Raw genomic sequence first — 26430 nt, 5'->3', positions numbered from 1 at the left:
GCTGGCCGCAGGAGGTACGCCGCTTCAAGGCCGGCTCGTTGCAGGCGCTCGAGCCCGGAGGGTGAGCAACCGGGCCGGCGCCGAGCGGCAGCTGTCATCCGCTCGTCCGACGCGGCTGCCTCTGCCTTCGCTCGCTCGAGCGGCTCGACCCAGCCAGACCGCCAGTCCGGTGGGTCGGAGTGCTGCGCGTGGTAGCGCGTGTCTCGGAGGATCATGCCGTCCTCGTCGAGCTCGAGGATGAGTACGACGTTCCACAGGCCTCCTGCATGGCGCGCATGGCGTCGCGTCCGCGGAGCGTTCATTCGCCTGTGGCATCTCCATCACGTAGTCAGGGTGCCGAGGGCCGTGCTCGTGCTCAGCGGACAGGCCAGCTCCGTGTCCGGCTCCCCGGCCCGATGGCCACGTGCGCACGTTCGGGATCGGCGACACGACCCTGCGGGCGAAGCCACACACTGACGTGGTCGGGCTGCCAGGTCTTGTCGACGGCTGATCGGAGGTCGCGGGCGACCGCGTCGAGGTCCACCTCGTGGCGCAGCTGGGCGGCGAAGGCGTCCAGCGTGCTGGTCGCGTCGTACCTGCTCCGGTAGAAGCGCCGGTCGACGGCGCCCTGGAGGCGCCGTCGTGCGGGCCGGAACAGGGCCGCTGCGGCCAAGGTGGAGGCGGCGACCGCCACGTCGGACTGGGTGGTGATCGGGCTCGGGACGAGCTGGAGGAGCAGGACGGAGACGAGGTACACGGCACCCAGGGTGATGGTGAGTCCTCCGTAGACGAGGGCGCGGTTGAGGATCCGATCGATCTGGTACAAGCGGTACTTCAGGATCGCGACCGTGATCGCCGAGGGGACTCCGAGGAGTATCACGGCGCCCTCCGCCTGCTGCGCCACGACGACCACGGGCGAGGACGAGCACTCGCAGACCAGCTGGCCAGTGGAGGCGACCACCTGGAGGCCGAGGCTCACGCCGGCGACGAGGGCGAGCCAGAGGATCTGCCGTCGTACCTCGTTGCTCCCCCTTCGATACCGCGCGGCCAGGGAGGCGAGCGCCAGGAGGAACATCGGGAGGTAGACAGCGGCCAGCGCGTCGAGCGATCCCACCCGTCGGCCGAAATCCCCGAGGAGGTCCAGGGCCAGGGGGTTGTCGTAGGTCAGGGAGACGCCACCCGGCGCCGGGATTCCGACCGATCGGGGTGCGACGGCGAACAGCATCCCCTCCACCACGCAGATCCCGAGGACCACTGCGGTCACGGGCCGCCACCGCCAGGAGGGGAGGTGGCCGTCCGGGAAGAGCACCAGCATGCCGATCAGCAGCACGAAGAGCGGGAGGAACAGCAGCTCGGAGAGCATGCCCACCAGTTCTCCGAGGGGGAGGCTGTCCGGGTGGGTGACGACGGCCACCACGGCGTACATCGTGGTCGAGAACTGCGCCCCGCTCACGACGGCGACAGCGAGCAGTAGCCACCCGATGCGGTTGGCCACCCGCAGGACCACCAGCACGCCGAGGCTGGCGTAGAGCAGGATCGCGACCGGGTTGATCGGAGCCAGGGCCCGGTCCACGGGCTGGAGGTCGCTCCAGGCCATGGCAGTGAGGACCGCCGCGGTGGCGCTGAGGACCGCCGAGGCGCCCCACAGCCATGCGCACCAGACCCGCGTTCGCACTGCCATGGGCCGCTCCTGGATGAACTGCCGCCCGATCGCCAGATGTTCAGGCTACCTTAGTAATATGCCGTTCGCCCCGCAAGAGCTCAACACCGTGAGCATGCTGGGTCGCGCCTACAGCCTGCTGGGCTTCCAGATCGTCGACGGCGTGGTCGGCGCGGGCTTCCCGCAGAAGCCGTCACACTCAGCGGTCTTCGCGCAGATCAAGCCCGAGGGGTCGCGGCTCACCGAGCTGGCCAGGGGCGCCAACATGTCACCCCAGGCGATGGGCGAGCTGGTCGACGAGCTGGTGCAGCTGGAGTACGTCGTACGCCGGCCCGATCCCACCGACGGCCGCGCCAAGCTGATCGTGCTGACCGAGAAGGGGCAGGCCTGCGTCTCGGCCGGGATCGCCACGATCGCCACCCTCGAGGAGAGCATCAGCGCGCTCCTCGGTGAGCAGGGCCATCGGGAGCTGCGTCGACTGCTTCAGCAGCTCCTGGACCAGCACTGGCACTGACCTCATCGCGGCACGAGCAGGCGCGCCCAGGGTGCGCACGGCGACGCAGCGCTTGGATGAGCTCCGCCTCGTCGAGCATCGGCCAGCACCTCCCGGCGTCAGCCTTCAACCGCGGTGGAGCGTGGTCAAGGACGGGGAAAGGACCATCCGCGCGCACGTGCATGCCGTTCTGACAGCGCACGCCGTTGCACGATCTGAGGACGTGTGTCCGCAATCTGAGGAGGATGGCCGATGCGCCAGGCCTCGCGCCCCGACGAGTCTGGGGGACGAGGTCGCGGAACGGTCGCGGCACCAGCAGGAGGGCGAGTCGATGGACGCCACGTCCGGGCCGGAGCTGGTCCCGTCTCCGGAGGTCGTCAGGGCCTCGGCCCGGGAGTGGCACAAGCTGCAGCTGGCAGCCCTTGCCTTCGTGGGGCTGTGCGGCGTGCTCACCGGCGACAACGGCACCCGGCTCCCCCTGGGGCTGCAGTCCGTCGCCGGCGTCCTGGCGCTCCTCGCCCTTGCGGCAGCGGCGCTCGGCCTCCTGCTCGTCGCAGTCGTGGCCTGGCCGCTCGGCGCACCGGTGGACCCAGCCTCGAGCGGTCGCCGACTCCGGGCAGGCGTCATCCTGACCTGCGTCGCCGTCACCATGGTCACGCTGTCGGCCTCCACCGGCTGGTGGCCGGAGACCGATGCGGAACGCCCCGTCGAGGTCGGCACCGGCGGTGGGACCGCCTGCGGCGAGGTGGTCGACAGTGACGCCGGCTGGATCGAGCTCGACGTGAGCGGCACCGTCGTTCGGCTGGACCTGGCCACCCTCACCTCACTGCGGCCGACGGAGTCCTGTTGACGTACGGGCGCGCGGCCACCACCCCGCGTCCGACGTGCCGCTCAGGCGCCGGCCTCACGGGGGGCCGTGGGGTCGTCGGCCCCGGACGACTGCTCGCGGGCGACGTACTCCTCGATGTCCTCGAGGTCACCCCGGGATCGGGTGACCACGGCGAGCAGGTCGGTCATCGTCGCGACCTCCTCGACCTGCTCCTTGATGAACCACTGCATGAACTGCTCGGAGGCGAAGTCGGACTCCTCGCGCGCGATCCGCACCAGGTCGAAGATCTGCTCGGAGACCCGGCGCTCCTGGTCGAGGGCCAGCTGGACGGGGGCGACCACGTCGTCGAACGTCGGGTGCGGCGCCTCGACGCCCGGGATGACGACCTCGGCATCGGTGTCGAGCAGGTACTGGACCATCATCATCGCGTGGCCGCGCTCCTCGAGCGCCTGCCCGTAGAAGAACGCCGCCATCTGAGGCATGGTCAGCGCGTCGTAGTGGATGGCACAGGCGAGGTACTGGTTGTGCGCGGCCAGCTCGTTCCCGATCTGCGTGTTGAGCTGGTCGACGAAGCGGGCGGCAGGCACGGCGTCACTCCTCGGGGTCGGCGGCGGTCCGGCTCAGCATGTCAGGGCTCCGGAGGCCGCGCACGCAAGGGGAGGCTGTCCTCAGGCGGCCTTGTCCGCCTTCTTGGCCCGCTTGGCCGCCTTGATCTCCGCGGCCTTCTCGACCGTGACGAGCTTGCGCTTGTGGACGGTGTAGCCGCAGGGCAGCGTGCCCTCCTTGAGCATGCGCAGGGGGCAGCGGTTGCAGCGGCTCTTCGACTCGCAGCACTTCTTCTTGGGCAGCTTCGCGACCGCGCCCTTGCCGGGCCCCTTCGCCTTCTTGCCCTTCTTCTTGCCCTTGCCCACGCGCGGACTGTAGCAGGTGTTTTAGGTTTGCCTTACCTCATCGAGGGACGTCCCACGGTGACGTCCGTCGGCCGTCGGCGTCGACCTCCACCAGCACCACCGGTCCCCCCGCGTGGGCGTGCTCCGCGGGCAGGGGGCCCACCACCAGCACGGTCTCGCCACGGTGGCGGTCGGCGACCTCGTCGAGGTCGACGGGCGCGTCGTACGTCGCTGCCAGGCTCTCGCGCGAGAGCCGCTCCGCGAGCGCGCCGGCCGGCCGCTGGTCGACCAGCAGGATCCGCGCCGGGCAGTGCAGGTCGCTCACCACCCCACCGTAGCCAGCCGGCGCCTACCGTGGAGCCGTGCGACGTCCCACACCCGACCCCGTCGGCCCGGGTCAGGAGTCGGTCTGGACCTACCCCCGGCCGCCGCGGGTCGAGGCGAGCGCAGAGCTGGTCGAGGTGCACCTCGGCGGTGGGATGATCGCTCGGTCCTCCACGACCCACCGGGTCCTGGAGACCAGCCACCCGCCGACGTACTACCTGCCGCGGACGGCGTTCGCGGACGGCGTGCTGCGGCCGGTCGCGGGGACGACGTACTGCGAGTGGAAGGGGCAGGCGTCGTACTTCGACCTGGTCGTGGAGGGGCGCGTCGCGGAGCGGGCGGCCTGGACCTACGTCGACCCCACGCGCGGGTTCGAGGTGCTCCACGACCACCTCGCCGTGATGCCGGCCGCGGTTGACGCGTGCTTCGTCGACGGCGAGCGGGTCGTGCCGCAGGACGGCGGGTTCTACGGCGGCTGGGTGACCTCTCGGGTGGTCGGCCCGTTCAAGGGCGGCCCCGGCTCCTGGGGCTGGTGACGGCCGAGCAGATGAGGCTCAGTCCAGGTCGTGGGCGCGACGGATCTGGTCGACGATGCCGCCCATGATCTCGGTGAGCCCGAAGTCCTTCGGCGTGTAGACCGCCGCCACCCCCGCCTCGCGCAGCCGGCGGGCGTCGGAGTCGGGAATGATGCCGCCGACCACGACCGGGACGTCGTCCAGCCCCGCCTCGCGCAGCCCGTCGAGCACGCTGGGCACCAGCTCCATGTGCGAGCCGGAGAGGATCGACAGGCCGACGCAGTGCACGTCCTCGGCGACCGCGGCCGCCACGATCTGCTCCGGCGTGAGGCGGATCCCCTGGTAGACCACCTCGAAGCCCGCGTCGCGGGCCCGGACGGCGACCTGTTCGGCACCGTTGGAGTGGCCGTCGAGGCCCGGCTTGCCCACCAGCAGCCGGAGCCGCCCGCCGAGGGCCTCGCCGGTCTCCCTCACCCGCGCCCGTACGGCGCTGAGCTCACCGCCGGCTTCCGCGACCCCGACCGCGCCGGAGACTCCGGTGGGGGCCCGGAACTCGCCGAAGACCTCGCGCAGCGTGGCCGCCCACTCCCCCGTGGTCGCCCCGGCCCGGGCAGCCGCAAGCGTCGCGGGCATCAGGTTGGTGTCGGTCTTGGCGTCGGTGGCCAGCCGATCGAGCGCCGCGGTCACCTCGGCCTCGTCGCGCTGCGCCTTCCACTCCTCGACCGAGCGCACCGCGGCGGCCTCGGCCTCCGGGTCGGCGGCCTGGATCGCCGCGTCCAGGTCGGCGGTGAGCGGCGAGGGCTCGGTGGTCTCGAAGCGGTTGACGCCGACGATGACCTCCTCACCTGCCTCGATCCGGGCCCGGCGGGCGGCGTGCGCCGAGACCAGCTCCTGCTTCATGTAGCCGGACTCGACGGCCGCGATCGCGCCGCCCATCGCCTGCACCCGGTCCATCTCGGCACGCGCCCCCTCGACCAGCTCGGCGACCTTGGCCTCGATGACGTGGGAGCCGTCGAAGATGTCGTCGTACTCCAGCAGGTCGGACTCGTAGGCGAGCACCTGCTGCAGTCGCAGCGACCACTGCTGGTCCCAGGGCCGCGGCAGCCCCAGCGCCTCGTTCCAGGCCGGCAGCTGCACCGCCCGCGCCCGGGCCTTCTTCGACAGCGTCACGCCGAGCATCTCGAGCACGATCCGCTGCACGTTGTTCTCGGGCTGCGCCTCGGTCAGGCCGAGCGAGTTGACCTGCACGCCGTAGCGGAAGCGGCGCATCTTCTCGTCGGTGACGCCGTAGCGGTCACGCGTGATCTCGTCCCACAGCTCGACGAACGCCCGCATCTTGCAGGTCTCCTCGACGAAGCGGACCCCGGCGTTGACGAAGAACGAGATCCGCCCGACCACCTTCGCGAAGTCCTCCTCGGAGACCTGGCCCGACGCCTTCACCTGGTCGAGGACCGCGATCGCGGTGCAGAGTGCGTACGCCAGCTCCTGCCGCGGCGTCGCGCCGGCCTCCTGCAGGTGGTAGCTGCAGATGTTGATCGGGTTCCACCGGGGGATCTCGTGGACGGTGTAGGCGATGACGTCGCCGATCAGCCGCAGCGAGTGCTCCGGCGGGAAGACGTAGGTCCCGCGGGAGAGGTACTCCTTGATGATGTCGTTCTGCGTGGTCCCGGCCAGCTGGTGGGCCACCTCGGTCGGCTCGAGGTCGGGGTTCTGCTCCTCGGCGACCACCTGGTACAGCGCCAGCAGCCACATCGCCGGCGCGTTGATCGTCATCGAGGTGTTCATCCCGGTGAGCGGGATCCCGTCGAACAGCCGCCGCATCTCCCCCAGGTGCGGCACCGGGACGCCGACCTTGCCGACCTCGCCGCGGCTCAGCGCGTCGTCGGGGTCGTAGCCGGTCTGGGTGGGCAGGTCGAAGGCCACCGACAGGCCGGTCTGCCCCTTGGCCAGGTTGGTCCGGTAGAGCGCGTTCGACGCGGAGGCGGTGGAGTGCCCGGCGTAGGTCCGCATCACCCACGGCCGGTCCTTGGCACGCGGCTCGAGGCCCGTGCCCGCGCGGTCCTGGTCGGTCATGGGCCGAGCGTAGGCCCGGCCGCTACGCCCGGGTAACCGCCGAGCGATGTGGGATTGTGCACATGTGAGATGCGTCAGGCCGCCGGGCGGTCGACCTCCACGAAGCGCATCAGCCGGGTGAGCAGCAGCATCCGGATCACCTGGGGGCTGCAGCCCCGGAGCCGGACCAGGTGGCCGGTGCGGGAGGCCGCGTGACTGGCGTAGGCGAGCACCCGCAGCGCCGGCACGTCGACCGAGCGGACGCCGCTGAGGTCGACGACGATCTCGAGCTCGTCGTCGGCCGCGAGGCGCTCACCGAGCGCGGAGCGCACCTGGGAGGTGCTGCGACCGTCGAAGTCGCCACGGAGCACCAGCGTGGGCCCGTCGGTGCGGATGTCCATCGCGTCTGCCCCGTTTCCCGGGTCCCCCGGGGACCCGCTCCTCCGTGCGACCACCGCTGAGGTGGTCACTCATCCACTATGACGCGCGTCACCACGGATCGGTTGCCTCATCGCACCGGCGAGTTGGCGCGGGCCGTCGGACCACCACACCGCGAGTCCCGTCCCGACGCCGACCAGGCCCATCCCGAGCACCCCGACCGGCGAGAAGATGTGGTCGACGTGGACGAGCCACGCCCCGACGGGCAGCACCAGCAGCACGACGGCCCGCGCGCCGGTCCGGCGTACGCCGTCCAGCACCAGCAGGCCGGTCGCGACCAGCAGCGACCACGAACCCACCTCGCCGAGGGGAGTCCCGATCCGGAACAGGAGCCACACCTCCTCCGGACGTGGGGTGCCCTCCGGCAACCGGCCGGTCACGTACCCGGCCGCGATCCCGCTGATGACGTCGAGGGCGGTGTAGGCGGTGGCGTAGCCGAACGCGCCCAGCCGCACCACCCAGGACACCGCGTCCCGGCGGCCGATCAGCGGCGTGACCAGGCCGAGCCCCACGAGCGGGAAGACGAACAGCGCGACCAGGTGGAGGAGGAACCAGGTGTCGGCGCTCTCCGCGGTCAGCGAGTGGGGGTGGAACAGGCCGGCCACCGCCAGCACCAGGGCGGGCAGGGCGGCGAGCACGGCGACGAGGCCACGACGTTCCATCGGGTCGACCGTAGCCAGCCCGCCACAAGCGGCGACCTAGAGTGCAGTCATGGTCAACCTCACCCGCATCTACACCCGCACCGGAGACGGCGGCCGCACCCGGCTGGGCGACTTCTCCGAGACCACCAAGACCGACCTGCGGCTGCGGGCGTACGCCGACGTCGACGAGGCCAACGCCCACCTCGGCGTCGCCCTCACGGGCGAGGGCCTCGACGACGACGTGGTCGCGGTGCTGACCCGGGTGCAGAACGACCTGTTCGACGTGGGGGCCGACCTGTGCACGCCGGTCGTCGCCGACCCCGAGCACCCGCCGCTCCGGATCGAGCAGGACTACGTCGACCGCCTGGAGGGCTGGTGCGACCACTACAACGACGGGCTGCCGACGTTGCGCTCCTTCATCCTCAACGGCGGCACGCCGGCCGCGGCCCACCTGCACGTCGCCCGCACCGTGGTCCGGCGGGCCGAGCGCTCGGCCTGGGCTGCGTGGGAGGAGCACGCCGACACGATGAACCAGCTGGCGATCACCTACCTCAACCGGCTGTCCGACCTGCTGTTCATCCTCGCCCGCCACGCCAACCGCGAGCAGGGTGACGTGCTGTGGGTCCCGGGCGGCGACCGCTGAGCAGACGGACCACTTGCTCAGCGCCAGACGAACGCCGCGATCGCGACCAGCACCAGCAGCAGGCCGCCCTTGTTGAGCATCCGTACGCCGGCGGCGACCCGGAGGCTGGCGACCATCCGGTCGTCCGCGTCGGCGGCCGCAACACGTCCCTCGCGGCGCCCGCGCAGGATCAGCCGGACGCCCCCCGCGAGCACGGCCAGGCCGAGGGCGACCCCGATGCCGACTCCCAGCGTCCAGCCCATGCCTCCATCGTCCCGGACGACTCAACGCGCGGCGACCGGCTCGCGCGCCACCGACACCAGGAAGACGGTCGGCACGAGCAGCACCGCGATGACGAGCAGTGCCTGCAGCGTCCCGACCCGGTCGCCGATGAACCCGAGGACGGGCGGTCCGGCGAGGAAGGCGCTGTAGCCCACGGTGGACACCACGCCCACCCGGGCCGCGGCGTGGGCGGGGTCGTCGGCGCCGGCGCTCATCCCGACCGGGAACCCGAGCGAGGCGCCGAGGCCCCACAGGACGATCCCGACGACGGCGACCACCGGGTGCTGGCCCAGCACCAGCAGCAGCAGGCCGGCCAGCGCCAGCAGGGCGGTGGCGCGCAGCACCGGCACCCGCCCGAAGCGGTCCAGCACGACGGTGCCGACGAGGCGCCCGGTGCTCATGGCGACCACGAACACGGCGAACCCGGCGACGCCGACCCAGTGGCGGGCGTCGTAGCCGTCGATGATCGCCAGCGCGAGCCAGTCGTTGGCCGCCCCCTCGGTGAGGGCGAAGGCCATCACCATCAGGCCGATGCCGATCGTCCGGGGGTCGCGCCAGGCGTCGAGCGAGGACCCGGAGTGCGCGTCGGGCTGCGCCGGGAGGTAGCGGGCCGGGGCCCGCAGCGCCGCGAGCACCACCACCGCGGCCAGCGCCAGGTGCAGGGTCATGGGCAGCGCGGCGGCCGTGGCCAGCACGGCCAGGCCTGCCCCGGTGACCGAGCCCAGGCTCCAGGCGGCGTGGAAGCGCGGCAGGATGGCCCGGCCGAGGACCCGCTCGACGGCCGCTCCCTCGACGTTCATCGCCACGTCCCAGACGGCCACCCCCACGCCGTACACGAGGAACCCGGCGGCCGCGACCACCACCTCCTCCACCACGGTGGCCCCGACGGCGGCGAGCACCAGCCCGATCGCCACGAGCACGACGCCACCGCGGGTCACCACGGCCACGCTGGTCCGTCGGATGAGGGGGCCCGCCGACGGCAGGGCCCCGACGGAGCCGACGGCGCCGGCGAGCAGCAGCGCGGCGATTCCGGTGTTGTCCAGCCCGAGGCCGTCCCGCAGGGCGGGGACCCGCGAGAAGAGGGAGGCGAACGAGAACCCGTTCAGCACGAAGACCACGGCGACCGCGTTGCGCGCGGCGACCGCGGTCGCGTCCGGCGCCCTCACACCGTCGTCGCCGTACCGGGCGGGGCGGCCTCCAGCCACGCCTGCAGGCCCATCAGGGAGCTGGCCGACATGGCGAGCTCGAGCTCGCCGTCCGGCGTGCGGCACTGGACCACGACGTGGTCGGGGTAGAGCGACATCCGCTCGGGGCCGGCCGGCTCACGGCGACCGGTGTAGCTGAGTGTCCCGCGTCGCCAGACCCGCTTGGGGCGGGGCGACAACGAGAAGATGCGGAACCACTCCAGCGAGTCGCCGGAGTACCGCCCGAGCCCGAGAAGCCACCCGCGCCCGGCCCTCTCGGACCGGGCGCGGAAGCTGAGCTCGAAGGTGCCACCGTGGCGTGCCAGGACCCGCCGGCGTGCGACCAGGCTGAGGCCGTAGAGCAGGACGAGGACCAGCACCGCACCAGCTGCGTCAAGCAGCAGCTGCCACAGTGGCATCAGCCCTCCTCCGCCGGCCCCCTCGGGTCAGGCCTCGTCGTCCTGCTGTTGGGCGGCCACCCGCTCGTCGAGCAGCCGCTTGGCCTCGTCGTAGTTGCTCTCGAACGAGATCTCTGCATGCTCGCACAGGAGCCGGACCTCGTTGTGGGCGACCGAGAGGAACCCCCCGTCGACGGCGGCCACCCAGTGGCCGTCGTCGACGGTGCGGACGTCGACCTGCCCGGCGTCGAGCACCGACATGATCGGCGTGTGGTTGGCCATGATGCCGATGTCACCGTCGAGGGTACGGGCGTTGACCATGGTGGCCTCGCCCGACCACACCTCACGGTCGGCGGCCACCAGGGCCACCTTCATCGTGTTCGCCATGTCACAGGTTCTTCTGGATCTCGGCCCACTTCTGCTCGACGTCGTCGAGACCGCCGCACATGAAGAAGGCCTGCTCGGCCACGTGGTCGTACTCGCCGTCCGCGATCTTGTTGAACGCCTCGATCGTGTCGCCCACCGAGACGGTCGAGCCCTCGATGCCCGTGAACTGCTTGGCGACGTAGGTGTTCTGCGACAGGAACCGCTGGATCCGGCGGGCCCGGGAGACGATGATCTTGTCCTCCTCGGACAGCTCGTCGACACCCAGGATCGCGATGATGTCCTGGAGCTCCTTGTTCCGCTGCAGGATCTGCTTGATCCGGATGGCGCAGTCGTAGTGCGCCTGCCCGATGTACTGGGCGTCGAGGATCCGCGAGGTCGAGGTCAGCGGGTCGACGGCCGGGTAGATGCCGAGCGAGGCGATCTCGCGGGACAGCTCGGTGGTCGCGTCGAGGTGGGCGAACGTCGTCGCGGGAGCCGGGTCGGTGTAGTCGTCCGCCGGCACGTAGATCGCCTGCATCGAGGTGATCGAGTGACCACGGGTCGAGGTGATCCGCTCCTGCAGGACGCCCATCTCGTCGGCCAGGTTGGGCTGGTAGCCCACGGCGGAGGGCATCCGGCCCAGCAGGGTCGACACCTCCGACCCGGCCTGGGTGAACCGGAAGATGTTGTCGATGAACAGCAGCACGTCCTGCTTCTGCACGTCGCGGAAGTACTCCGCCATCGTCAGCGCGGACAGCGCGACCCGCAGCCGGGTGCCCGGCGGCTCGTCCATCTGACCGAACACGAGGGCGGTCTGGCCGATGACGCCGGCCTCCTCCATCTCCGCGATCAGGTCGTTGCCCTCACGGGTGCGCTCGCCGACGCCGGCGAACACCGACACACCACCGTGGTCCTTCGCGACGCGCGCGATCATCTCCTGGATCAGCACGGTCTTGCCCACGCCGGCGCCGCCGAACAGGCCGATCTTGCCGCCCTGCACGTACGGCGTCAGCAGGTCGATGACCTTGATGCCGGTCTCGAACATCTCGGTCTTCGACTCCAGCTGGTCGAACGCCGGCGCCTTGCGATGGATGGCCCAGCGCTCCTGGACGTCGAGCTCCTCGCCCTCCTCGAGGTTGAGGGGCTCGCCCAGCATGTTGAACACGTGGCCCTTGGTGACGTCACCCACCGGGACCGTGATCGGCTCCCCGGTGTCGGTGACCTGTCCGCCCCGGACCAGGCCGTCGGTCGGCTGCAGCGAGATGGCGCGGACCATGCCGTCACCGATGTGCTGCGCGACCTCCAGGGACAGGGTGCGGGTCTCGCCGCCGAGGGTGAGCTCGCACTCCAGCTTGTTGTAGATCTCGGGCATCGAGTCCACGGGGAACTCGACGTCGACCACGGGGCCGATGACCCGCGCGATCCGGCCCGTGGCCGCCGCGCCCGACTGGGTCTTGGTCTCTTCAGCAGTGGCAGTCATGTCTCTCACTCACTCACGTTGGTGCGGGTCACTCGCTGGCGGCGTTCGCGTCGGCCAGCGCGTTCACGCCGCCCACGATCTCGCTGATTTCCTGGGTGATGCCAGCCTGGCGAGCCTGGTTGGCGATCCGGGTGTACTTCTTGATGAGCTCCTCGGCGTTGTCCGTCGCCGACTTCATGGCCTTCTGGCGCGCGGCGAGCTCGGAGGCCGCCGCCTGCAGGAAGGCGAAGAAGATCCGGCTCTGGACGTAGCGCGGCAGCAGCTTGTCGAGCACGGCCTCGGCCGAGGGCTCGAACTCGTAGAGCGGCAGCACCTCGTCGGACGCCGGCCGCTCCTCGCCCTCCACGACCTCCAGCGGCAGCAGCCGCACCGCAGTGGGCTCCTGGACCAGCATCGACCGGAAGCGCGTGTAGACCACGTGCACCTCGTCGACCGAGCTGTCACCCTCGCTGGCCATGAAGGCGTCGATCAGCGCGTCGCCGACCTCGGCCGCTGCGTCGTAGGACGGCTGGTCGGAGAAGCCGGACCAGGACTGGACCACCGGGCGCTCGCGGAACTTGTAGTAGGCCTGGCCCTTGCGCCCGCAGATGTACGTGCGGACCTCCTTGCCCTCCTCGGTGAGGGTGGCGACGAGCCGCTCGGCCTCCTTGATGGCGCTGGAGGAGTAGGCGCCGGCCAGGCCCCGGTCGCTGGTCACGATCAGGATCGCCGCCCGCTGGGGGTCCTCGGGCTCGGTGGTCATCGGGTGGTCGACGTTGGAGTACGTGGCCAGCGCCGAGACCGCCCGGGTCAGCTCGCGGGCGTACGGCGCGGCCGACTGGGCCCGCTGCTGCGCCTTGATGATGCGGGACGCAGCGATGAGCTCCATGGCGCGCGTGATCTTCTTCATCGACTCGGTCGACCTGATCCGCGCGCGGTACTCACGCAGCGATACGGCCATGGGTCAGCCCCGCTTCTGCTTGACGATCTGCTCCTGGTCCTCGTCCTCCAGGGCCTCCGCCGGCGCCTCGGTGCCGGCCTTGATCGACCCGCCCTCGGAGGTCTCGAACTGGTCGAGGAAGGATTCGTAGGCCGACTCGAGCGAGCTCGCGGTGTCGTCCTCGAACTTCGTGGACTCCCGGATCGAGGAGAGGATCCCGTCGTGCGAGCGCCGCACGTAGTCGATGAACTCGTTCTCGAACCGCAGCACGTCGTCGGTCGGGACCCGGTCGAGGCGGCCGGTGGTGCCGACCCACAGGGAGACCACCATCTCCTCGAGCGGGTACGGCGAGTACGCCGGCTGCTTGAGCAGCGCCATCAGCCGCTGGCCGCGGTCGAGCTGCTGCCGCGACGCCGCGTCGAGGTCGGAGGCGAACATCGCGAACGCCTCCATGGCTCGGAACTGGGCCAGGTCGACCTTCAGCGAGCCGGTGACGGCCTTCATCGCCTTGGTCATCGCCGAGCCGCCCACCCGGGACACCGACACGCCGACGTCGATCGCCGGGCGCTGGTTGGCCGCGAACAGGTCGGACTGCAGGAAGATCTGGCCGTCGGTGATCGAGATGACGTTGGTCGGGATGAACGCCGAGACGTCGTTCGCCTTGGTCTCGATGATCGGGAGGCCGGTCATCGAACCGGCACCCATGTCGTCGTTCAGCTTGGCGCAGCGCTCCAGCAGCCGGCTGTGCAGGTAGAACACGTCGCCGGGGAACGCCTCGCGGCCCGGCGGGCGGCGCAGCAGCAGCGACACGGCGCGGTAGGCGTCGGCCTGCTTGGAGAGGTCGTCGAACACGATCAGCACGTGCTTGCCGTCGTACATCCAGTGCTGGCCGATGGCCGAGCCGGTGTAGGGGGCGAGGTACTTGAAGCCCGCGCTGTCGGATGCCGGGGCGGCCACGATCGTGGTGTACTCCAGCGCGCCGGCCTCCTCGAGGGCACCCCGCACGGAGGCGATGGTGGAGCCCTTCTGGCCGATGGCGACGTAGATGCAGCGCACCTGCTTGGTCGGGTCGCCGGAGTCCCAGTTCTGCTTCTGGTTGATGATCGTGTCGATCGCGATCGTCGTCTTGCCCGTCGCGCGGTCACCGATGATCAGCTGCCGCTGGCCGCGGCCGATCGGGGTCATCGCGTCGATGGCCTTGATGCCGGTGGCGAGCGGCTCGTGCACCGACTTGCGCTGCACCACGGTGGGGGCCTGCAGCTCCAGTGCGCGTCGCTCGCTCGACTCGATGTCGCCGAGGCCGTCGATCGCGTTGCCGAGCGGGTCGATCACGCGGCCCATGAAGGCGTCGCCGACGGGCACCGAGAGGATCTCGCCGGTACGGCGCACCGACTGGCCCTCCTCGATCTTGTCGAAGTCACCCAGGATGACGACACCGATCTCGCGGGTGTCGAGGTTCAGGGCGATGCCGAGCGTGCCGTCCTCGAACTCCAGGAGCTCGTTGGCCATGGCCGACGGCAGGCCGCTCACGCGGGCGATGCCGTCGCCGGCCTGGGCGACGGTGCCGACCTCCTCCTTGCTCGCCGCCGAGGGCTGGTAGTCCTCGACGTACTTCTGGAGCGCGTCGCGGATCTCCTCCGGACGAATCGAAAGCTCCGTCATCTTCGCTGCCTCTTCCCTTGGTTCCTGGGCCGTCTGTCGATCTGCTCTGTTGCTCTGACTGGGTGCCGGCCGTCAGCCGGCGAGCCGTCGGCGGGCGTCGTCGAGGCGACCGGCCACCGTGCCGTCGATGACGTCGTCACCGATCTCGACCCGGACGCCGCCGATCACCTCGGGCTCGACCACCTCGTTGACGTGGACCTCGCGGCCGTACTGCCGCGAGAGGGCCGTGCGGAGCCGGTCGCGCTCGGCCTCGCTCAGCGGCTGGGCCACCCGGACCGTCGCCACCGCCTCGCCGACCGTGTCGGCGACGACCCGGCGGTAGACCTCGAGCGCCGCGGTGAGCGTGCCGTAGGTGCCGGCCAGCGCCTGCTTGGTGAGGGTCACCGTTGCCGGGAGCACCTTGTCGCCCAGCACCGCCTCGACCAGGGCGACCCGGTCGTCGACGCTGCGGCCGGGGTTGGCGAGCGCGTCGCGCAGCTCCGGGTTGGTGGCCACCAGCTGGCCCACGCCGAACAGCTCGTCGGCGAGCCGGTCGGCCTTCGCGCCCGTGGACCGGGCGGTCGCGACCTCGCTCAGCCGCTCGAGCGCGTCGGACAGGTCACGCGGGGAGGTCCAGCGGTGCCCGAAGGCGCTCTCCACGATCGCGAGCGAGGCATCACCCACCTTGCCCTCGAAGATCTGCCGCGCGAGGCCCTGCTTGGCCTCGGCCGGCAGCGACGCGTCGGTCGCCACGCGACGCAGCGCCGCGTCGGCGCGCAGCAGCTGCGAGACCGAGAACAGCTCGTCGCCGGTGGTGGCGGCCTCCGCGAGCGTGGCCGGCTTCCCGAGCCGCTCGCCCAGGTCGGCCAACGCCTCTGCCGAGGCACCCCGCAACAACGATGCTGCCATTACCGGTCCCCGCCCTGCCCCGCGGCCTCGGCGGTCTCGAGGGTGTCGAGGTCGGCGAGGAACCGGTCGACCACGCGATTGCTGCGCTCGTCGTCCTCGAGGCTCTCACCGACGATCCGGCCGGCGAGGGTGGTGGCCAGCGACCCCACCTCCGCACGGAGCGTGGCGACGGCCTGCTGCCGCTCGGCCGAGATCTGCGCCTGCGCGTGCTCGACGATCCGGGACGCCTCGGCCTGGGCCTGCTCCCGCATCTCGGCCACGATGGCAGCGCCCTGCTCGCGGGCCTCCTCACGGATCCGCGCCGCCTCGTGGCGGGCGTCCACCATCTGCGACTTGAACTCCTCCTCGGCCCCCTGCGCCTCGGCCCTCGCCTCGTCGAGGTCGGCGAACTCCTGGCGGATCGCCTCCTGCCGACGCGTCATCGCTCGGTTGATGAACGGGATGATGTACCGCGTGAGCAGGAAGAACAGCAGCAGGAACGCCGCCAGCTCGATCAGGAAGGTGCCGTTGGGGACCAGGAAGTTGCTGGTCTCCTCGCCCTCCTCCGCGGCCGCCAGCACCAACGGCGCCAGCTGTGCCGTGACCGCCATGATCAGGCGCCGAGGACGAAGACGAACAGGGCCATGAACGCGAGGTTGATGAAGAACATCGCCTCGACCAGACCCACCGTCAAGAAGAAGATGGTCTGGAGCCGACCCTGTGCCTCGGGCTGACGGGCGACACCCTCGATGTAGGACGCACCGGCCAAGCCGTCACCGACGCCGGCACCGATGGCCCCACCAGCGAGGGCGATGCCTCCGCCGATGAAGGCACCGGCCAGTTCGATCGAACCTTCTGCTGCCATTGATTTTCTCTCCTCAACTTGTGCGCCTCGAACGGGCGCCTCGCATTACCTCTGGGTGCCGGCCGACCGGGCGGTCCGCCGACAGTGTCTGTCACGCGGGCTGGGGTGCCCGCTCCTCGCGCTCCTCGTCAGCGCTCTCGCGCTCCTCTTGCTCCTCGCGCTCCTGGTGCTCGTCGTGCTCCTGGTGCTCGTCGTGCTCCTCGTCGTGGCCGGCCCCGGCCATCGCGAAGTAGAGGACCGTCAGCAGCGCGAAGATGAAGGCCTGGATGACCGCGATCGCGCCGGCGAACGCCTTCCAGAGCACGGTCGGGGCCCAGGCGATCCAGAACGGCATCAGGGCGATCAGCGCGAGCATGATGCCGCCCGCGAAGATGTTGCCGAAGAGACGCAGCGCCAGCGTGACCGGCTTGATCAGCTCCTCGAGCAGGTTCAGCGGGAACATCACCGGGAACGGCTCGAAGAGGTGCTTCAGGTAGCCCTTCACGCCCTTCTGCCGGACGCCGTAGACCCAGACGCTGACGATCGTCACCGCGGCGAGCGCGTAGGTGAGGTTGGTGTCCGCGGTCGGGACCGTCAGCAGGTGGTCGCTCTCGTTGAGCCTGAGGGGCAGCAGCTCGATCCAGTTGGCGATCAGGATGAAGGAGAACAGCGAGATGGCCAGCGGCGCGGCGTACGGGTGCACCTTGCCGATGTTGTCCTCGACCTGGCTGTTCACCTGGCCGACGATCGCCTCCCAGATCATCTGGAGCTTGGTCGGTACGTGGTCCGCGGGGTCCTTGGTGAGCGACCGGCGAACCAGGAAGCCCAGCAAGAGCACCACGGCCCCCGCCACGAACGTGGAGATGATCGTGTCGAGGTGCACCGTGCCGACGAGCGGCCAGTCGGCTGTCGTGTGCTCTCCGATGTGGATCTCGGACTCGGCGGTCGGCCCTGCCTGGGTCGTCCAGATGACTCCACCGATGAAGGACACGATGGCCAGGACCAGGGCGCCGTTGCTCACTTGTCTCAGCGTCATTGGCTCTTCAGCTCCTTCAACAGCGGGAGGGTGGTCATCACCAGGGCGATGAGGCGGAACACGGCAAGCCCCAGAAGCAGGCCGATGCCGTCCGGCCACCACGTCACCGCCAGCGCCACGGCGACCGTGGTGAGGACCAACAACCGGACCAGCGTCGAGCGCATCATGGTGGCTCGGGTGGGCTGTTTGCCGTGGGCGATGATCCGCAGCAGCCAGTACTCCGTGGCGAGGTGGTTGGCCAGGCCGAGCCCGATGCCGCCGGCGATGCAGCCCGCCAGCCGCCACTCGCCGAGCTGGCCGACGACCCAGAAGACTGCGATCGCGAGACCGAGGGCGACCAGGATCGCCTTGCGCTGGTCCTTCAGCACCCGACCGATGCTCGCGCGCTCGCCCGGGTTGACCGTGGTTGGCGTGGGGGTGGTCATGGTCATGCCTCAGCCCCGCAGCGCGGTGCGGACCCGGACCCAGAAGCCGACGCCGGCCATGACGATGCCGAGACCCACCCCTGCCAGGGTGAACGCGGGGCTGGTGTCGAGGCCGTGGTCGACGAGGAGGCCGAGGCCGGTGCAGAGGACGACCGAGCCCGTGAGGAGTCCACCGAGCCCGATGAGGTCGCGTCCGCGGAGTCCCTGATGAGGGTGGGCGGCATCGGAGCGCTCATCGGCCATTCACCCGGGTCGCTTTCGGTCGGGGGCAGGTCACCCCGGAGAGGGGGCGCGCCGACCCTGTGGGTACTCATCCGAGTGATGGGGGAAGCCCACCGGTGCAGGACCGACGACGGCGCGAAACTACCACAGCGAAGGGGCCCGACGAACCGGGGGGCCGGTGCCGTGACACGGGTCCCGGAGGGGGTCTGGCGGGGTGCGGTCGTCATGCGTGGCGGCCGTCCTGTCGGGTGTTCAGCGGGTGCTTGTGAAAATTAGCACAAGCGCTCCGGGGGGCCGCAACCGGGGGTCCAGGAACGCCCCTCCTCACTCGTCGTCGACGGTCCCGAGGTGGGGCGACTGGACCACGGGCACCAGGAAGGTCAGCGTGATCGTGATCGCGGTCGCGGCCATCAGGGCCGACCACATCAGCATCCCGGTGTAGAGGCTGGCCAGCACCGTGCCGAAGGCGATCAGGCCCGCCCACAGCCACATGATGACCACGGCCCGGCGGTGGCTGTGGCCGATCTCCAGCAGCCGGTGGTGCAGGTGCTGCTTGTCCGGGGCGAACGGGGAGCGACCGGCCCGGGTCCGGCGTACGACGGCCAGCGCCAGGTCGGCGAGGGGAACCACCAGGATGGCGACGGGCAGCAGCAGTGGCAGGAAGAAGGCGATCGGGTTGACGTCGGAGCCCGCGCCGCCACGGGTGATCTCGGTTCCCTGGAACTGCGTGGTGATCGTCAGCGCGCTCGCCGAGAGGACCAGCCCGAGGAGCATCGAACCGCTGTCCCCCATGAACAGGCGGGCGGGGTGGAAGTTGTGCGGCAGGAACCCCACGCAGGCCCCTGCGAGCGCGGCCGACAGGAAGGCGCTGGTCATCGCGAGCGGGGCGGCGTTCAGGCTGGCCAGCTGGTAACTGAACACGAAGAACGCCGCCGCCCCGATGCCGACCACCCCGGCGGCGAGACCGTCGAGGCCGTCGACGAAGTTGACGGCGTTGATGGTCCCGATCACGATCAGCGCGGCCAGCAGGGCGCCCTGCGCCGGGTCGAGGGAGTACTGGTAGCCGGTGGTGTCGGGGAAGAAGATGAACTGGATGCCCGAGTAGACGAGGAACGCGACGGCGATCACCTGGCCGCCGAGCTTGGTGAGCGCGTCGAGCTCGAAGAGGTCGTCGAGCACGCCCACCCCGCAGACCAGGGCCCCGGCCAGCAGGACCGCGCCGGCGTCCTCGAACACGAACGGGCCGCCGGCGGTGGAGAGGAAGGGCAGCTCCCGTCCCACGGCGTACGCCGCGACCAGGCCGCCGAGCATCGCGAGCCCGCCGAGGTAGGGGATCGGCTCGGCGTGGACGTCTCGGTCCCGCACCTCGGCCACGGCGCCGGTGCGCAGCGCGATCTCGCGGGCGAAGACGGTCAGCAGGTAGGTCACCGCGGCCGCGACCAGGAAGATCAGGAGGTACTCGCGCACGCGCTGCTCAGTCCTCGTCGGTCAGGGTGGTCCCGAGAGGCTCGAGCACGGCGTTCAGCTCGTCGAGGTCGAGCGCGCCCCGTCGCAGCACCCGGCCCTGGTCACCGGTGACGTCGACGATCGTGGACGCCTCTCCCCCGGTCACGGCGCCGGCGTCGACGATCACCGCCACCTCCTCGCCGAGCATCTCCTCGGCGGCGTCTGCGTCGAGGGCTGCGGGTCGGCCGGTGAGGTTGGCCGAGCTGACGGCCAGCGGACCGGTCCGCTCGAGCACGGCCAGCGCGACCTCGTGGTCGGGCATCCGGACCGCGACGGTGCCGCGGGTGTCGCCCAGGTCCCACTGCAGCGACGGCTGCTGGCGGCAGACGAGGGTCAGCGGTCCGGGCCAGAACTCCTCGATCAGGGTGCGGGCGTAGCCCGGGAGGCCGGTGGCCAGGGCGTCGACCGTGGTGGCGGCGCTCACCAGCACCGGCGGCGGCATCTCGCGGCCCCGTCCCTTGGCGTCGAGCAGGTCGGCCACCGCGTCGGCGTCGAAGGCGTCGGCGGCGATGCCGTAGACGGTGTCGGTCGGGATGACGACCAGCTCGCCGCGCTGCACGGCCCGGGTCGCCGCGGAGACGGCGGCCTCGCGCTGGTCCTCGGAGCCGGTGGGCAGGCGCTGGGCGGTCGTCACGGCGCTTATCGTGCCAGCCGCGCGGTCAGGTAGCGCGGACGCCCGGCCAGGTCCCGGTGGTCGCGGACCTGCTCGTAGCGGCCGGTCGCGGCGAACAGGCGGGGGGCCGACTGCCCCTGCACGTCCGCGTGCTCGACCCCCACCCAGCCGCCGGGGCGCAGCAGCACCGCGGCACGCTCGGCGAGCACCCGCAGCGCGTCGAGCCCGTCGTCGCCGGAGAACAGCGCCAGGTGCGGGTCGTGGTCGCGCGCCTCGGGGGCGACCGACTCCCAGGCCTCGAGGGGCACGTACGGCGGGTTGCAGGTCAGGACGTCGACGGTGCCGGCGAGGTCGGCGAAGGCGGTCGCCATGTCGCCCAGGCGCAGCTCCACGCCGGTGCCGGCGAGGTTGCGCTCCGCCCAGCGGTGGGCGCCCGGGTCCAGCTCGACCGCGTGCACGTCGGCGGACGGCACCTCGTCCTTCACGGCCCGGGCGATCGCGCCCGACCCGGTGCAGAGGTCGACGACCCGGCAGGTCCGGTGGTGGCGCCCGGCCTCCCGGGCCCGGTCGACGGCCCACCCGGCCAGGAGCTCGGTCTCGGGGCGGGGCACGAAGACGCCGGGCCCGACGGCGAGCTCGACGTGGCGGAAGACGGCCGTGCCGAGCAGGTGCTGGAGCGGCTCGCGCGCCGCCCGACGGTCCAGCAGGGCGTCGTACGCCGCCCCCTGCTCCTCGGTCACGCCGTCGACGAGGGCGAGCCTGCCCAGGCCGAGCCCGAGCACGTGGGCGAGCAGCTCGTCGGCGTCGCGCTCGGGCGAGGCGACGCCCGCGGCCCGCAGCCGCTCGGCCGCCTCGCGGCGCAGCTGCCGGGCGGTCACGGCTCCAGCGCGGCGAGCCGGGCCTCGAGGTCGGCCTGCACGCAGGAGTCGAGGACCGGGCCGAGGTCGCCGTCGAGGACCTGGTCGAGGTTGTGCGCCTTGTAGCCGGTGCGGTGGTCGGAGATCCGGTTCTCGGGGTAGTTGTAGGTGCGGATCCGCTCGGAGCGGTCGACGGTGCGGACCTGGCTGCGCCGGGCCTCGCCCGCCGCCAGCTCTGCCTCCTCCTGGGCGGCGGCCAGCAGCCGCGACCGGAGGATCCGCATCGCCTGCTCGCGGTTCTGGAGCTGGCTCTTCTCGTTCTGGCAGCTGACCACGATGCCGGTCGGCAGGTGGGTGATCCGGACCGCGGAGTCGGTCGTGTTCACGCTCTGGCCGCCCGGGCCGCTGCTCCGGAACACGTCGATGCGCAGGTCGTGCTCGTCGATCGTGACGTCGACGGGCTCGGCCTCGGGCAGCACCAGCACGCCGGCGGCGCTGGTGTGGACCCGTCCCTGGGACTCGGTCACGGGCACCCGTTGCACCCGGTGCACGCCACCCTCGAACTTCAGCAGCGCGTACGGCGCCTCGCCTGGCGAGCTCACACCCTTCGCCTTCACCGCGACGGTCACCGACTTGTAGCCGCCGAGGTCGGACTCGGTGGCGTCGAGCACCTCGGTCGTCCAGCCGCTCCGCTCGGCGAACCGGGTGTACATCCGCAGCAGGTCACCGGCGAACAGCGCGGACTCCTCCCCGCCCTCGCCGGACTTCACCTCGAGGATGGCGTCCTTGGAGTCGGTGGGGTCGCGGGGCACGAGCAGGTGGCGCAGCCGTTCGGCGGCAACCTCCTGCCGCTCCTCGAGGGCCGTGGCCTCGGCGGCGAACTCGGGCTCGTCGCCCGCCAGCTCGCGGGCCGCCCCGAGGTCGTCGCCGAGCTGGCGCCACTCCTCCCAGGCGCGCACGACGGCCGCCACCTCGGCGTACCGCTGGTTCAGCCGCTTGGCCAGCGCCTGGTCGGAGTGCGTCGCGGGGTCGGCCAGGCGCTGCTCGAGGTCAGCGCGCTCGGTGACGAACGACTCGACGGCCTCGAACACGCTGCAGTGGCTACTTCTTGTCCTTGCCCGCCTGGGCGTAGCGCTTCTCGAACCGGGCGACGCGGCCGCCGGTGTCGAGGATCTTCTGCTTGCCCGTGTAGAACGGGTGGCACTGCGAGCAGACGTCGGCGTGGATGACGCCGTTGGCCGCGGTGCTGCGGGTGGTGAACGTGTTGCCGCAGGTACAGGTGACCTCGGTCGTCACGTAGTCCGGGTGGATGTCCTTCTTCATGGTGTCCTCTCTCGTGGTCGCCGGGTCGCCACCGTCGGACGGGGGCGTGAACCGGAACCGGAACGTGGCCACAGTGTGCCACCGAACTGAACACCGGACGCAATCGTGGTGTTCCCCGAGCCCGGGCCACGTGTCTCGAACACCCGTGCGCTGCTGGGCCTCAGCCCTCACTCGAGGAACGCGTCGGCCAGCAGCCGCCCGACGGCCCAGTCCTGGGCGGCGACGCCGACGGACTTGAACGTCGTGCGCGGGGTCGGCTCGACGCCCCCGGTCAGGGCGACGCCGAGCTCGACGGTGTCGTCGATCGTCAGCACCCCGGCGTCGATGGCGTGGAGCACCTCCCCCGCCTCCTCGAGGATCGCGCCCCGCTCGTCGACCACCACCAGGCCGTCGCCCAACAGCTCGTCGGGCAGCTCCCGCATGGTGGGTCGGTAGGACCCGATGGCGTTGACGTGGACCCGGTCGGGGAGGTCGTCGAGGCCGAACAGCGGCTCCGTGGCGGTGGTCGCGCAGCACACGACCTCGGCCCGGGCCAGCGCCGGGCCCGGGTCGGTGGTCGCCGTCACCTCCACGCCGGGGAGCTCATCGGCCAGCACACCCGCCAGCCGTTCGGCCCGGCCCCGGTCTCGGCCGACCAGGGTCACCGACTCGAGCGGGCGTACGGCGTGCACGGCCCGCACCTGGTCGGGCGCCTGCGCACCGGTGCCGACGACCACCAGCCGCCGCGCGTCCGGCGGGGCCAGCAGGTCGGTGGCCACGCCCGAGACCGCCCCGGTGCGCAGCGTGGTCACGACCGTGGCGTCGGCCACCAGCTGGTCGCTCCCCTCGACGTCGCTCCACACCACCGATCCGAGGATGGCGGGGTCCCGGCCCGCGAAGTTCAGGCTCAGCAGCTTGAAGACCGCGGTCCCCGAGGGGCGATGGTGACAGGCCATGTCGAGGAGCTGGCCGTCGCGCAGCGCGGTCCGGGTCGGCATCTCGAAGTGCCCGGCAGCCAGGTCGACGAACGCGCGGCGTACCGCCGCGACGGCGTCCGCCATCGGCACCGCCGCGCGCACCTGCTCGGGCCCCAGCGTCACGACCGTCATCGCGTCTCCTGCTCGAAGCCCTGGCGGGTCATCTCGCCCCAGTCGTGGCGGGTGCCGCGCACCGCCTCGACCAGACCCCCCAGGCGCCAGAACGCGTTCAGCTGGCGGTAGCCGAAGTTCTCCTCGACCGCCGCCCAGACCGCCCGGAGCAGGTCCGGGAGGCCTCGGTAGCGGCGGAACGACAGCTCCTCGGCAAGCAGCGCGATCAAGGTCACGAACACAGCGAACAGCACCGAGGCCGCGATCAGCAGCACCACGATCTGCGGATCGACCAGTCCCTCGAACTGGGGGAACCACCCCTCGGTCGCCAGCAACAGCAGCAGCACGAAGAACCACAGCACGCCCAGCACCTCGACGACCGGGGCCATCAGCTCGAAGACGAAGAACCAGGGCATGGTGACGTTGCCGATCACCCCGTAGCGCGGCCGGAACATCATCGACCGGTGGCGCAGGAAGATCTCGGCCAGGCCGCGGTGCCAGCGGCGGCGCTGCTTGCGCAGGATCGCGCGGGTCTCCGGGACCTCGGTCCACGCCACCGGCTCGGGGACGAAGACGACCTCGCCCTCGCGCCCCTCGTCGCCCAGCATCCGGTGGATCCGGACGACCAGCTCGGCGTCCTCGCCGATGCTGTTGACCGACATCCCCTCGACGGACTGGAGGACGTCCTTGCGGAACACGCCGAACGCCCCCGAGATGATCAGCAGCCCGCCGAGCCGGGACCAGCCCGAGCGGCCGATGAGGAAGGCGCGGAGGTACTCCACGACGGCGATCCGGGCCAGCCAGCGCCGCGGCATCCGGAGGGAGGTCACGCGGCCGCGCTCGACGCGGGACCCGTTCGCGACGCGGACCACACCACCGGCCGCCACCACCTCGCCGGGCTTGTCGGCGAAGGGACGGGCCACGTTGAGCAGCGCCTGCGGGTCGAGCAGCGAGTCGGCATCGACCATGCAGACCAGCTCCTTGCGCGCGTAGTTGATCCCCGCGTTGAGCGCGTCCGCCTTGCCGCCGTTGGTCTTGGCGATCAACGCCAGGTTGTGGGCCCCGCGGCGGCTCACGTAGGCCTGCTCGACCACCCCCGTCATCGGGATCTGACCACTGGGCACCAGCGGGACCGGGGCCATGTCGAACTCGCGGACCAGCTTCTCGCGGGTGTCGTCGCTGGACCCGTCGTCGATCACCACGACCTCGAAGTCGGGGTAGCGCAGGGAGATCATGGCCTGCACGGACTGCACGATGGTCGCCGACTCGTTGTAGGCCGGCATCAGGACCGAGACCCCGCGGGCGTTCGGGTCGAGGAACCACTGGTCGTAGCCGGCGTACTCGAGGCGGCGCCGGTAGCCCGCCAGGTCGCCCATGGCCAGGGCCGTGAGCAGCACGAAGCTGAGGTTGATGAGGACCGAGTAGACGGCGATACCGATGGTCAGCCAGAAGACCACGCCGTGGACGAGGGTGCTCACGTCGACGCTCGCAGCGCAGAGAGCGCGAGCGCTTCGCGCGCCACGGGCGCCGGGCTCGAGCCGAGGATGGCGTATCCGGACCCGCCTGCACGTCGCAGCGCGCCGGCGGCGGCGCGAGCCACCTCGACGTCCTCGTCCCCCAGGCCGATCGTCAGCACCATCAGCCCGGAGGACCCGCCGATCTGCCCGGCAGCCTCCATCGCGGACTGCCGGACGTCGCGGGACGAGGCTCCCAGCTGCGCCGTGATGACGATGAGCGAGCTCGGTGACCCCAGCTCGCCGAGCGCCTGCAGCGCCGCGATCCGCAGCTCTTCGTCGTCCTCGACCAGGCAGCCCTCGAGCGAGGAGACCGCGTCGATCTCGCCCACCAGTCCCACCGCCTCTGCCGCCAGCCGCCGCTCCCGGTCCGGGTGGTCGGAGGTCGGCGCGCGGAGGTGCTCGACCATCACCGCGGCCGCCGGGCTGCCGACCTGGTCGATCGCCGCGAGGAAGTCGTGGCGCAGTCGGGGCTCGACCGTCGCCGCGAGCAGCATCTGCTCGATCACGTCGTGCTCGGGGAAGCTCGCCAGGGCGAGCATCGCCGTACGCCGGGCGGTGAAGTCACGGTCGTGCAGGCCGGCCAGGACGTCGTCCCGGCGCTCGGGCAGCGCCAGCACACCCAGTCGGTAGTAGCCACGGGCCCGGCGCACCGGTGACCCGCTGGTCGTGGAGTTGCGGGCCTGGTCGACCGACCCCCATGCCCGGAGCACCTCCCGCACCCGCTGACGTGCGTCCCCGCGCAGCTTCGGCACCAGCGCGAAGGCATCGTCCTCGATCGCAGCCCGCTCCGCCGGTGTCAGCGACAGGAGTCGCCGGGATGCGGCGTCGACCTCGTCGGGCTCGCCCGCGCTCAGCGTCAGCACGACCCGCCACAGCGGCGTCCGCAGCTCCCGCGTCCGCCGCTCCCTGCGGTCGGCGTGCAGCCGCACCGCGACGAGCAAGGCGATGACGACGAGGCAACCGAGACCGATGGTCACAGCGGCCCAGTAGCCGATGTGACCGACCGTCATCGTGAACGGGACAGCAGGGCCTGCACCCGGGAGGCCAGCTCGCGCGGGCTGAAGGGCTTGGTGATGTAGTCGTCGGCGCCGGAGTCGAAGCCGGTCTCGACGTCGGACTCCTGGGCTCGCGCCGTCAGCAGGATGACGGGCAGGTCGGCCAGGGCCGGCTCCGCCCGGATCGCACGGATCGCGTCGAGGCCGGACACGCCCGGCATCATCACGTCGAGGACCGCGAGGTCGGGCTTGTCGGCCATGCACGCGTCGATGGCGGCAGCGCCGTCGCCCACGGCCACGATGTCGTGTCCCATGGTCGAGAGCTTGAACTCAACGAGCTCGCGGATGTCGACGTCGTCGTCCGCGACAAGGATCCTGGCCACGTTCACTCCTCTGGGGGGTCCGGAACAGCGTATCCGCCGCC

General features: G+C 71.3%; 33 protein-coding genes. 4 read left to right on the top strand and 29 right to left on the bottom strand.

All coding sequences use genetic code 11. The features are described 5' to 3' along the window. Positions 1–355 precede the first annotated feature (355 nt). On the bottom strand, positions 356–1660 hold the full coding sequence (locus ACQ1X7_RS17855; protein WP_432479576.1) for a hypothetical protein: 1305 nt from the start codon (positions 1658–1660) through the stop codon (positions 356–358). A gap of 58 nt (positions 1661–1718) precedes the next feature. Here ACQ1X7_RS17855 and ACQ1X7_RS17850 point away from each other — a divergent pair, with 58 nt between their 5' ends. Together ACQ1X7_RS17850 and ACQ1X7_RS17845 are read left to right on the top strand one after the other, a co-directional pair. Then, positions 1719–2153 carry a MarR family winged helix-turn-helix transcriptional regulator gene (locus tag ACQ1X7_RS17850; RefSeq protein WP_432479575.1) on the top strand — a complete coding sequence of 145 codons (435 nt, stop codon included), beginning with the start codon at positions 1719–1721 and terminating at the stop codon, positions 2151–2153. Between the two features lie 310 nt (positions 2154–2463). Then, on the top strand, positions 2464–2982 hold the full coding sequence (locus tag ACQ1X7_RS17845) for a hypothetical protein (protein ID WP_432479574.1): 519 nt from the start codon (positions 2464–2466) through the stop codon (positions 2980–2982). Between the two features lie 41 nt (positions 2983–3023). Here ACQ1X7_RS17845 and ACQ1X7_RS17840 read toward each other — a convergent pair whose 3' ends face one another. From ACQ1X7_RS17840 to ACQ1X7_RS17830, 3 genes are all read right to left on the bottom strand, one after another. Further along, the gene (locus ACQ1X7_RS17840; RefSeq protein WP_432479573.1) at positions 3024–3548 is read right to left on the bottom strand and encodes a ferritin; all 525 of its coding nucleotides are present in this window, start codon (positions 3546–3548) and stop codon (positions 3024–3026) included. A gap of 81 nt (positions 3549–3629) precedes the next feature. Next, a complete protein-coding gene (locus ACQ1X7_RS17835; RefSeq protein ID WP_432479572.1) occupies positions 3630–3872 on the bottom strand; it encodes a hypothetical protein in 243 nt (80 codons plus the stop codon). A 37-nt stretch (positions 3873–3909) separates the two neighbouring features. Continuing rightward, positions 3910–4176, bottom strand: a complete 267-nt coding sequence (locus tag ACQ1X7_RS17830) for a hypothetical protein (protein WP_432479571.1) — start codon at positions 4174–4176, stop codon at positions 3910–3912. 37 nt (positions 4177–4213) lie between these two features. On the opposite strand from ACQ1X7_RS17830, the gene ACQ1X7_RS17825 reads away from it, so the two are divergent. Continuing rightward, positions 4214–4711, top strand: a complete 498-nt coding sequence (locus ACQ1X7_RS17825; RefSeq protein ID WP_432479570.1) for a DUF427 domain-containing protein — start codon at positions 4214–4216, stop codon at positions 4709–4711. 18 nt (positions 4712–4729) lie between these two features. Here ACQ1X7_RS17825 and ACQ1X7_RS17820 read toward each other — a convergent pair whose 3' ends face one another. The 3 genes from ACQ1X7_RS17820 to ACQ1X7_RS17810 all read right to left on the bottom strand — a co-directional run bounded on the left by ACQ1X7_RS17820 (position 4730) and on the right by ACQ1X7_RS17810 (position 7842). Then, the gene (locus tag ACQ1X7_RS17820; protein ID WP_432479569.1) at positions 4730–6763 is read right to left on the bottom strand and encodes a protein meaA; all 2034 of its coding nucleotides are present in this window, start codon (positions 6761–6763) and stop codon (positions 4730–4732) included. Between the two features lie 74 nt (positions 6764–6837). Next, complete coding sequence (locus ACQ1X7_RS17815; protein WP_432479568.1) at positions 6838–7143, bottom strand: STAS domain-containing protein; 306 nt, start codon at positions 7141–7143, stop codon at positions 6838–6840. Positions 7144–7212: 69 nt separating this feature from the next. After that, a complete protein-coding gene (locus tag ACQ1X7_RS17810; protein WP_432479567.1) occupies positions 7213–7842 on the bottom strand; it encodes a hypothetical protein in 630 nt (209 codons plus the stop codon). Positions 7843–7891: 49 nt separating this feature from the next. Between ACQ1X7_RS17810 and ACQ1X7_RS17805 the strand changes: the two genes are divergently transcribed. Then, entirely contained in the window at positions 7892–8464 is a 573-nt protein-coding gene (locus tag ACQ1X7_RS17805) for a cob(I)yrinic acid a,c-diamide adenosyltransferase (protein ID WP_432479566.1), read from the top strand. Between the two features lie 17 nt (positions 8465–8481). Here ACQ1X7_RS17805 and ACQ1X7_RS17800 read toward each other — a convergent pair whose 3' ends face one another. From ACQ1X7_RS17800 to ACQ1X7_RS17695, 22 genes are all read right to left on the bottom strand, one after another. Beyond that, positions 8482–8706 (bottom strand): hypothetical protein, encoded by a 225-nt coding sequence (locus ACQ1X7_RS17800; protein ID WP_432479565.1) that lies wholly within the window; start codon positions 8704–8706, stop codon positions 8482–8484. A gap of 21 nt (positions 8707–8727) precedes the next feature. After that, positions 8728–9930, bottom strand: a complete 1203-nt coding sequence (locus tag ACQ1X7_RS17795; RefSeq protein WP_432479564.1) for an MFS transporter — start codon at positions 9928–9930, stop codon at positions 8728–8730. After that, positions 9888–10328 carry a DUF2550 domain-containing protein gene (locus ACQ1X7_RS17790; RefSeq protein WP_432479563.1) on the bottom strand — a complete coding sequence of 147 codons (441 nt, stop codon included), beginning with the start codon at positions 10326–10328 and terminating at the stop codon, positions 9888–9890. Before ACQ1X7_RS17790 ends, ACQ1X7_RS17795 begins: the two co-directional genes overlap by 43 nt. Positions 10329–10355: 27 nt before the next feature. Further along, positions 10356–10694 (bottom strand): F0F1 ATP synthase subunit epsilon, encoded by a 339-nt coding sequence (locus ACQ1X7_RS17785; protein ID WP_432479562.1) that lies wholly within the window; start codon positions 10692–10694, stop codon positions 10356–10358. Between the two features lies 1 nt (position 10695). Continuing rightward, the gene (gene atpD, locus ACQ1X7_RS17780) at positions 10696–12153 is read right to left on the bottom strand and encodes a F0F1 ATP synthase subunit beta (RefSeq protein WP_432479561.1); all 1458 of its coding nucleotides are present in this window, start codon (positions 12151–12153) and stop codon (positions 10696–10698) included. A 28-nt stretch (positions 12154–12181) separates the two neighbouring features. Continuing rightward, entirely contained in the window at positions 12182–13093 is a 912-nt protein-coding gene (locus ACQ1X7_RS17775; RefSeq protein WP_432479560.1) for a F0F1 ATP synthase subunit gamma, read from the bottom strand. 3 nt (positions 13094–13096) lie between these two features. Beyond that, positions 13097–14734: a F0F1 ATP synthase subunit alpha gene (gene atpA, locus ACQ1X7_RS17770; RefSeq protein WP_432479559.1), complete on the bottom strand. Its 1638-nt coding sequence runs from the start codon at positions 14732–14734 to the stop codon at positions 13097–13099. Positions 14735–14806: 72 nt separating this feature from the next. Beyond that, complete coding sequence (locus tag ACQ1X7_RS17765; RefSeq protein WP_432479558.1) at positions 14807–15622, bottom strand: F0F1 ATP synthase subunit delta; 816 nt, start codon at positions 15620–15622, stop codon at positions 14807–14809. Next, positions 15622–16212 (bottom strand): F0F1 ATP synthase subunit B, encoded by a 591-nt coding sequence (locus ACQ1X7_RS17760; protein ID WP_432479557.1) that lies wholly within the window; start codon positions 16210–16212, stop codon positions 15622–15624. The genes ACQ1X7_RS17765 and ACQ1X7_RS17760 overlap by 1 nt, the downstream gene beginning before the upstream one ends. A 2-nt stretch (positions 16213–16214) precedes the next feature. Beyond that, complete coding sequence (locus ACQ1X7_RS17755; protein ID WP_432479556.1) at positions 16215–16466, bottom strand: F0F1 ATP synthase subunit C; 252 nt, start codon at positions 16464–16466, stop codon at positions 16215–16217. A 91-nt stretch (positions 16467–16557) separates the two neighbouring features. After that, on the bottom strand, positions 16558–17481 hold the full coding sequence (gene atpB, locus ACQ1X7_RS17750) for a F0F1 ATP synthase subunit A (protein WP_432479555.1): 924 nt from the start codon (positions 17479–17481) through the stop codon (positions 16558–16560). Continuing rightward, on the bottom strand, positions 17478–17912 hold the full coding sequence (locus ACQ1X7_RS17745; protein WP_432479554.1) for a hypothetical protein: 435 nt from the start codon (positions 17910–17912) through the stop codon (positions 17478–17480). Before ACQ1X7_RS17745 ends, atpB begins: the two co-directional genes overlap by 4 nt. 3 nt (positions 17913–17915) lie before the next feature. After that, a complete protein-coding gene (locus ACQ1X7_RS17740; RefSeq protein WP_432479553.1) occupies positions 17916–18149 on the bottom strand; it encodes a hypothetical protein in 234 nt (77 codons plus the stop codon). A gap of 303 nt (positions 18150–18452) precedes the next feature. Next, entirely contained in the window at positions 18453–19595 is a 1143-nt protein-coding gene (locus ACQ1X7_RS17735) for a glycosyltransferase family 4 protein (RefSeq protein ID WP_432479552.1), read from the bottom strand. Positions 19596–19602: 7 nt separating this feature from the next. Continuing rightward, complete coding sequence (locus ACQ1X7_RS17730) at positions 19603–20268, bottom strand: L-threonylcarbamoyladenylate synthase (RefSeq protein ID WP_432479551.1); 666 nt, start codon at positions 20266–20268, stop codon at positions 19603–19605. Between the two features lie 5 nt (positions 20269–20273). Then, positions 20274–21125, bottom strand: a complete 852-nt coding sequence (prmC, locus tag ACQ1X7_RS17725; RefSeq protein ID WP_432479550.1) for a peptide chain release factor N(5)-glutamine methyltransferase — start codon at positions 21123–21125, stop codon at positions 20274–20276. Then, the gene (prfA, locus tag ACQ1X7_RS17720) at positions 21122–22195 is read right to left on the bottom strand and encodes a peptide chain release factor 1 (protein WP_432479549.1); all 1074 of its coding nucleotides are present in this window, start codon (positions 22193–22195) and stop codon (positions 21122–21124) included. The genes prmC and prfA overlap by 4 nt, the downstream gene beginning before the upstream one ends. A gap of 10 nt (positions 22196–22205) precedes the next feature. Beyond that, on the bottom strand, positions 22206–22427 hold the full coding sequence (gene rpmE, locus ACQ1X7_RS17715; RefSeq protein ID WP_432479548.1) for a 50S ribosomal protein L31: 222 nt from the start codon (positions 22425–22427) through the stop codon (positions 22206–22208). Positions 22428–22594: 167 nt separating this feature from the next. Then, positions 22595–23515 (bottom strand): ornithine cyclodeaminase family protein, encoded by a 921-nt coding sequence (locus tag ACQ1X7_RS17710; RefSeq protein WP_432479547.1) that lies wholly within the window; start codon positions 23513–23515, stop codon positions 22595–22597. Then, positions 23512–24972 (bottom strand): glycosyltransferase family 2 protein, encoded by a 1461-nt coding sequence (locus ACQ1X7_RS17705; RefSeq protein WP_432479546.1) that lies wholly within the window; start codon positions 24970–24972, stop codon positions 23512–23514. Before ACQ1X7_RS17705 ends, ACQ1X7_RS17710 begins: the two co-directional genes overlap by 4 nt. Further along, a complete protein-coding gene (locus ACQ1X7_RS17700) occupies positions 24969–26021 on the bottom strand; it encodes a HEAT repeat domain-containing protein (RefSeq protein WP_432479545.1) in 1053 nt (350 codons plus the stop codon). The genes ACQ1X7_RS17705 and ACQ1X7_RS17700 overlap by 4 nt, the downstream gene beginning before the upstream one ends. Beyond that, positions 26018–26389: a response regulator transcription factor gene (locus tag ACQ1X7_RS17695; RefSeq protein ID WP_432479544.1), complete on the bottom strand. Its 372-nt coding sequence runs from the start codon at positions 26387–26389 to the stop codon at positions 26018–26020. Before ACQ1X7_RS17695 ends, ACQ1X7_RS17700 begins: the two co-directional genes overlap by 4 nt. Positions 26390–26430 lie beyond the last annotated feature (41 nt).

Origin of the sequence: Nocardioides sp. GXQ0305 (assembly GCF_050880345.1) — a bacterium.
Taxonomy (GTDB): Bacteria; Actinomycetota; Actinomycetes; order Propionibacteriales; family Nocardioidaceae; genus Nocardioides.
The sequence above is the reverse complement of the archived record's forward strand: the minus strand, read 5'-3'. Positions and strand labels throughout refer to the sequence as shown.

Coding starts and splice junctions, on each gene's coding strand:
- ACQ1X7_RS17855 (WP_432479576.1), bottom strand. CDS start 1,660: ATGGCAGTGCGAACGCGGGTCTGGTGCGCATGGCTGTGGGGCGCCTCG.
- ACQ1X7_RS17850 (WP_432479575.1), top strand. CDS start 1,719: ATGCCGTTCGCCCCGCAAGAGCTCAACACCGTGAGCATGCTGGGTCGC.
- ACQ1X7_RS17845 (WP_432479574.1), top strand. CDS start 2,464: ATGGACGCCACGTCCGGGCCGGAGCTGGTCCCGTCTCCGGAGGTCGTC.
- ACQ1X7_RS17820 (WP_432479569.1), bottom strand. CDS start 6,763: ATGACCGACCAGGACCGCGCGGGCACGGGCCTCGAGCCGCGTGCCAAG.
- ACQ1X7_RS17815 (WP_432479568.1), bottom strand. CDS start 7,143: ATGGACATCCGCACCGACGGGCCCACGCTGGTGCTCCGTGGCGACTTC.
- ACQ1X7_RS17810 (WP_432479567.1), bottom strand. CDS start 7,842: ATGGAACGTCGTGGCCTCGTCGCCGTGCTCGCCGCCCTGCCCGCCCTG.
- ACQ1X7_RS17805 (WP_432479566.1), top strand. CDS start 7,892: ATGGTCAACCTCACCCGCATCTACACCCGCACCGGAGACGGCGGCCGC.
- ACQ1X7_RS17800 (WP_432479565.1), bottom strand. CDS start 8,706: ATGGGCTGGACGCTGGGAGTCGGCATCGGGGTCGCCCTCGGCCTGGCC.
- ACQ1X7_RS17790 (WP_432479563.1), bottom strand. CDS start 10,328: ATGCCACTGTGGCAGCTGCTGCTTGACGCAGCTGGTGCGGTGCTGGTC.
- ACQ1X7_RS17785 (WP_432479562.1), bottom strand. CDS start 10,694: ATGGCGAACACGATGAAGGTGGCCCTGGTGGCCGCCGACCGTGAGGTG.
- atpD (WP_432479561.1), bottom strand. CDS start 12,153: ATGACTGCCACTGCTGAAGAGACCAAGACCCAGTCGGGCGCGGCGGCC.
- ACQ1X7_RS17775 (WP_432479560.1), bottom strand. CDS start 13,093: ATGGCCGTATCGCTGCGTGAGTACCGCGCGCGGATCAGGTCGACCGAG.
- atpA (WP_432479559.1), bottom strand. CDS start 14,734: ATGACGGAGCTTTCGATTCGTCCGGAGGAGATCCGCGACGCGCTCCAG.
- ACQ1X7_RS17765 (WP_432479558.1), bottom strand. CDS start 15,622: ATGGCAGCATCGTTGTTGCGGGGTGCCTCGGCAGAGGCGTTGGCCGAC.
- ACQ1X7_RS17760 (WP_432479557.1), bottom strand. CDS start 16,212: ATGGCGGTCACGGCACAGCTGGCGCCGTTGGTGCTGGCGGCCGCGGAG.
- ACQ1X7_RS17755 (WP_432479556.1), bottom strand. CDS start 16,466: ATGGCAGCAGAAGGTTCGATCGAACTGGCCGGTGCCTTCATCGGCGGA.
- atpB (WP_432479555.1), bottom strand. CDS start 17,481: ATGACGCTGAGACAAGTGAGCAACGGCGCCCTGGTCCTGGCCATCGTG.
- ACQ1X7_RS17745 (WP_432479554.1), bottom strand. CDS start 17,912: ATGACCATGACCACCCCCACGCCAACCACGGTCAACCCGGGCGAGCGC.
- ACQ1X7_RS17740 (WP_432479553.1), bottom strand. CDS start 18,149: ATGGCCGATGAGCGCTCCGATGCCGCCCACCCTCATCAGGGACTCCGC.
- rpmE (WP_432479548.1), bottom strand. CDS start 22,427: ATGAAGAAGGACATCCACCCGGACTACGTGACGACCGAGGTCACCTGT.
- ACQ1X7_RS17710 (WP_432479547.1), bottom strand. CDS start 23,515: ATGACGGTCGTGACGCTGGGGCCCGAGCAGGTGCGCGCGGCGGTGCCG.
- ACQ1X7_RS17700 (WP_432479545.1), bottom strand. CDS start 26,021: ATGACGGTCGGTCACATCGGCTACTGGGCCGCTGTGACCATCGGTCTC.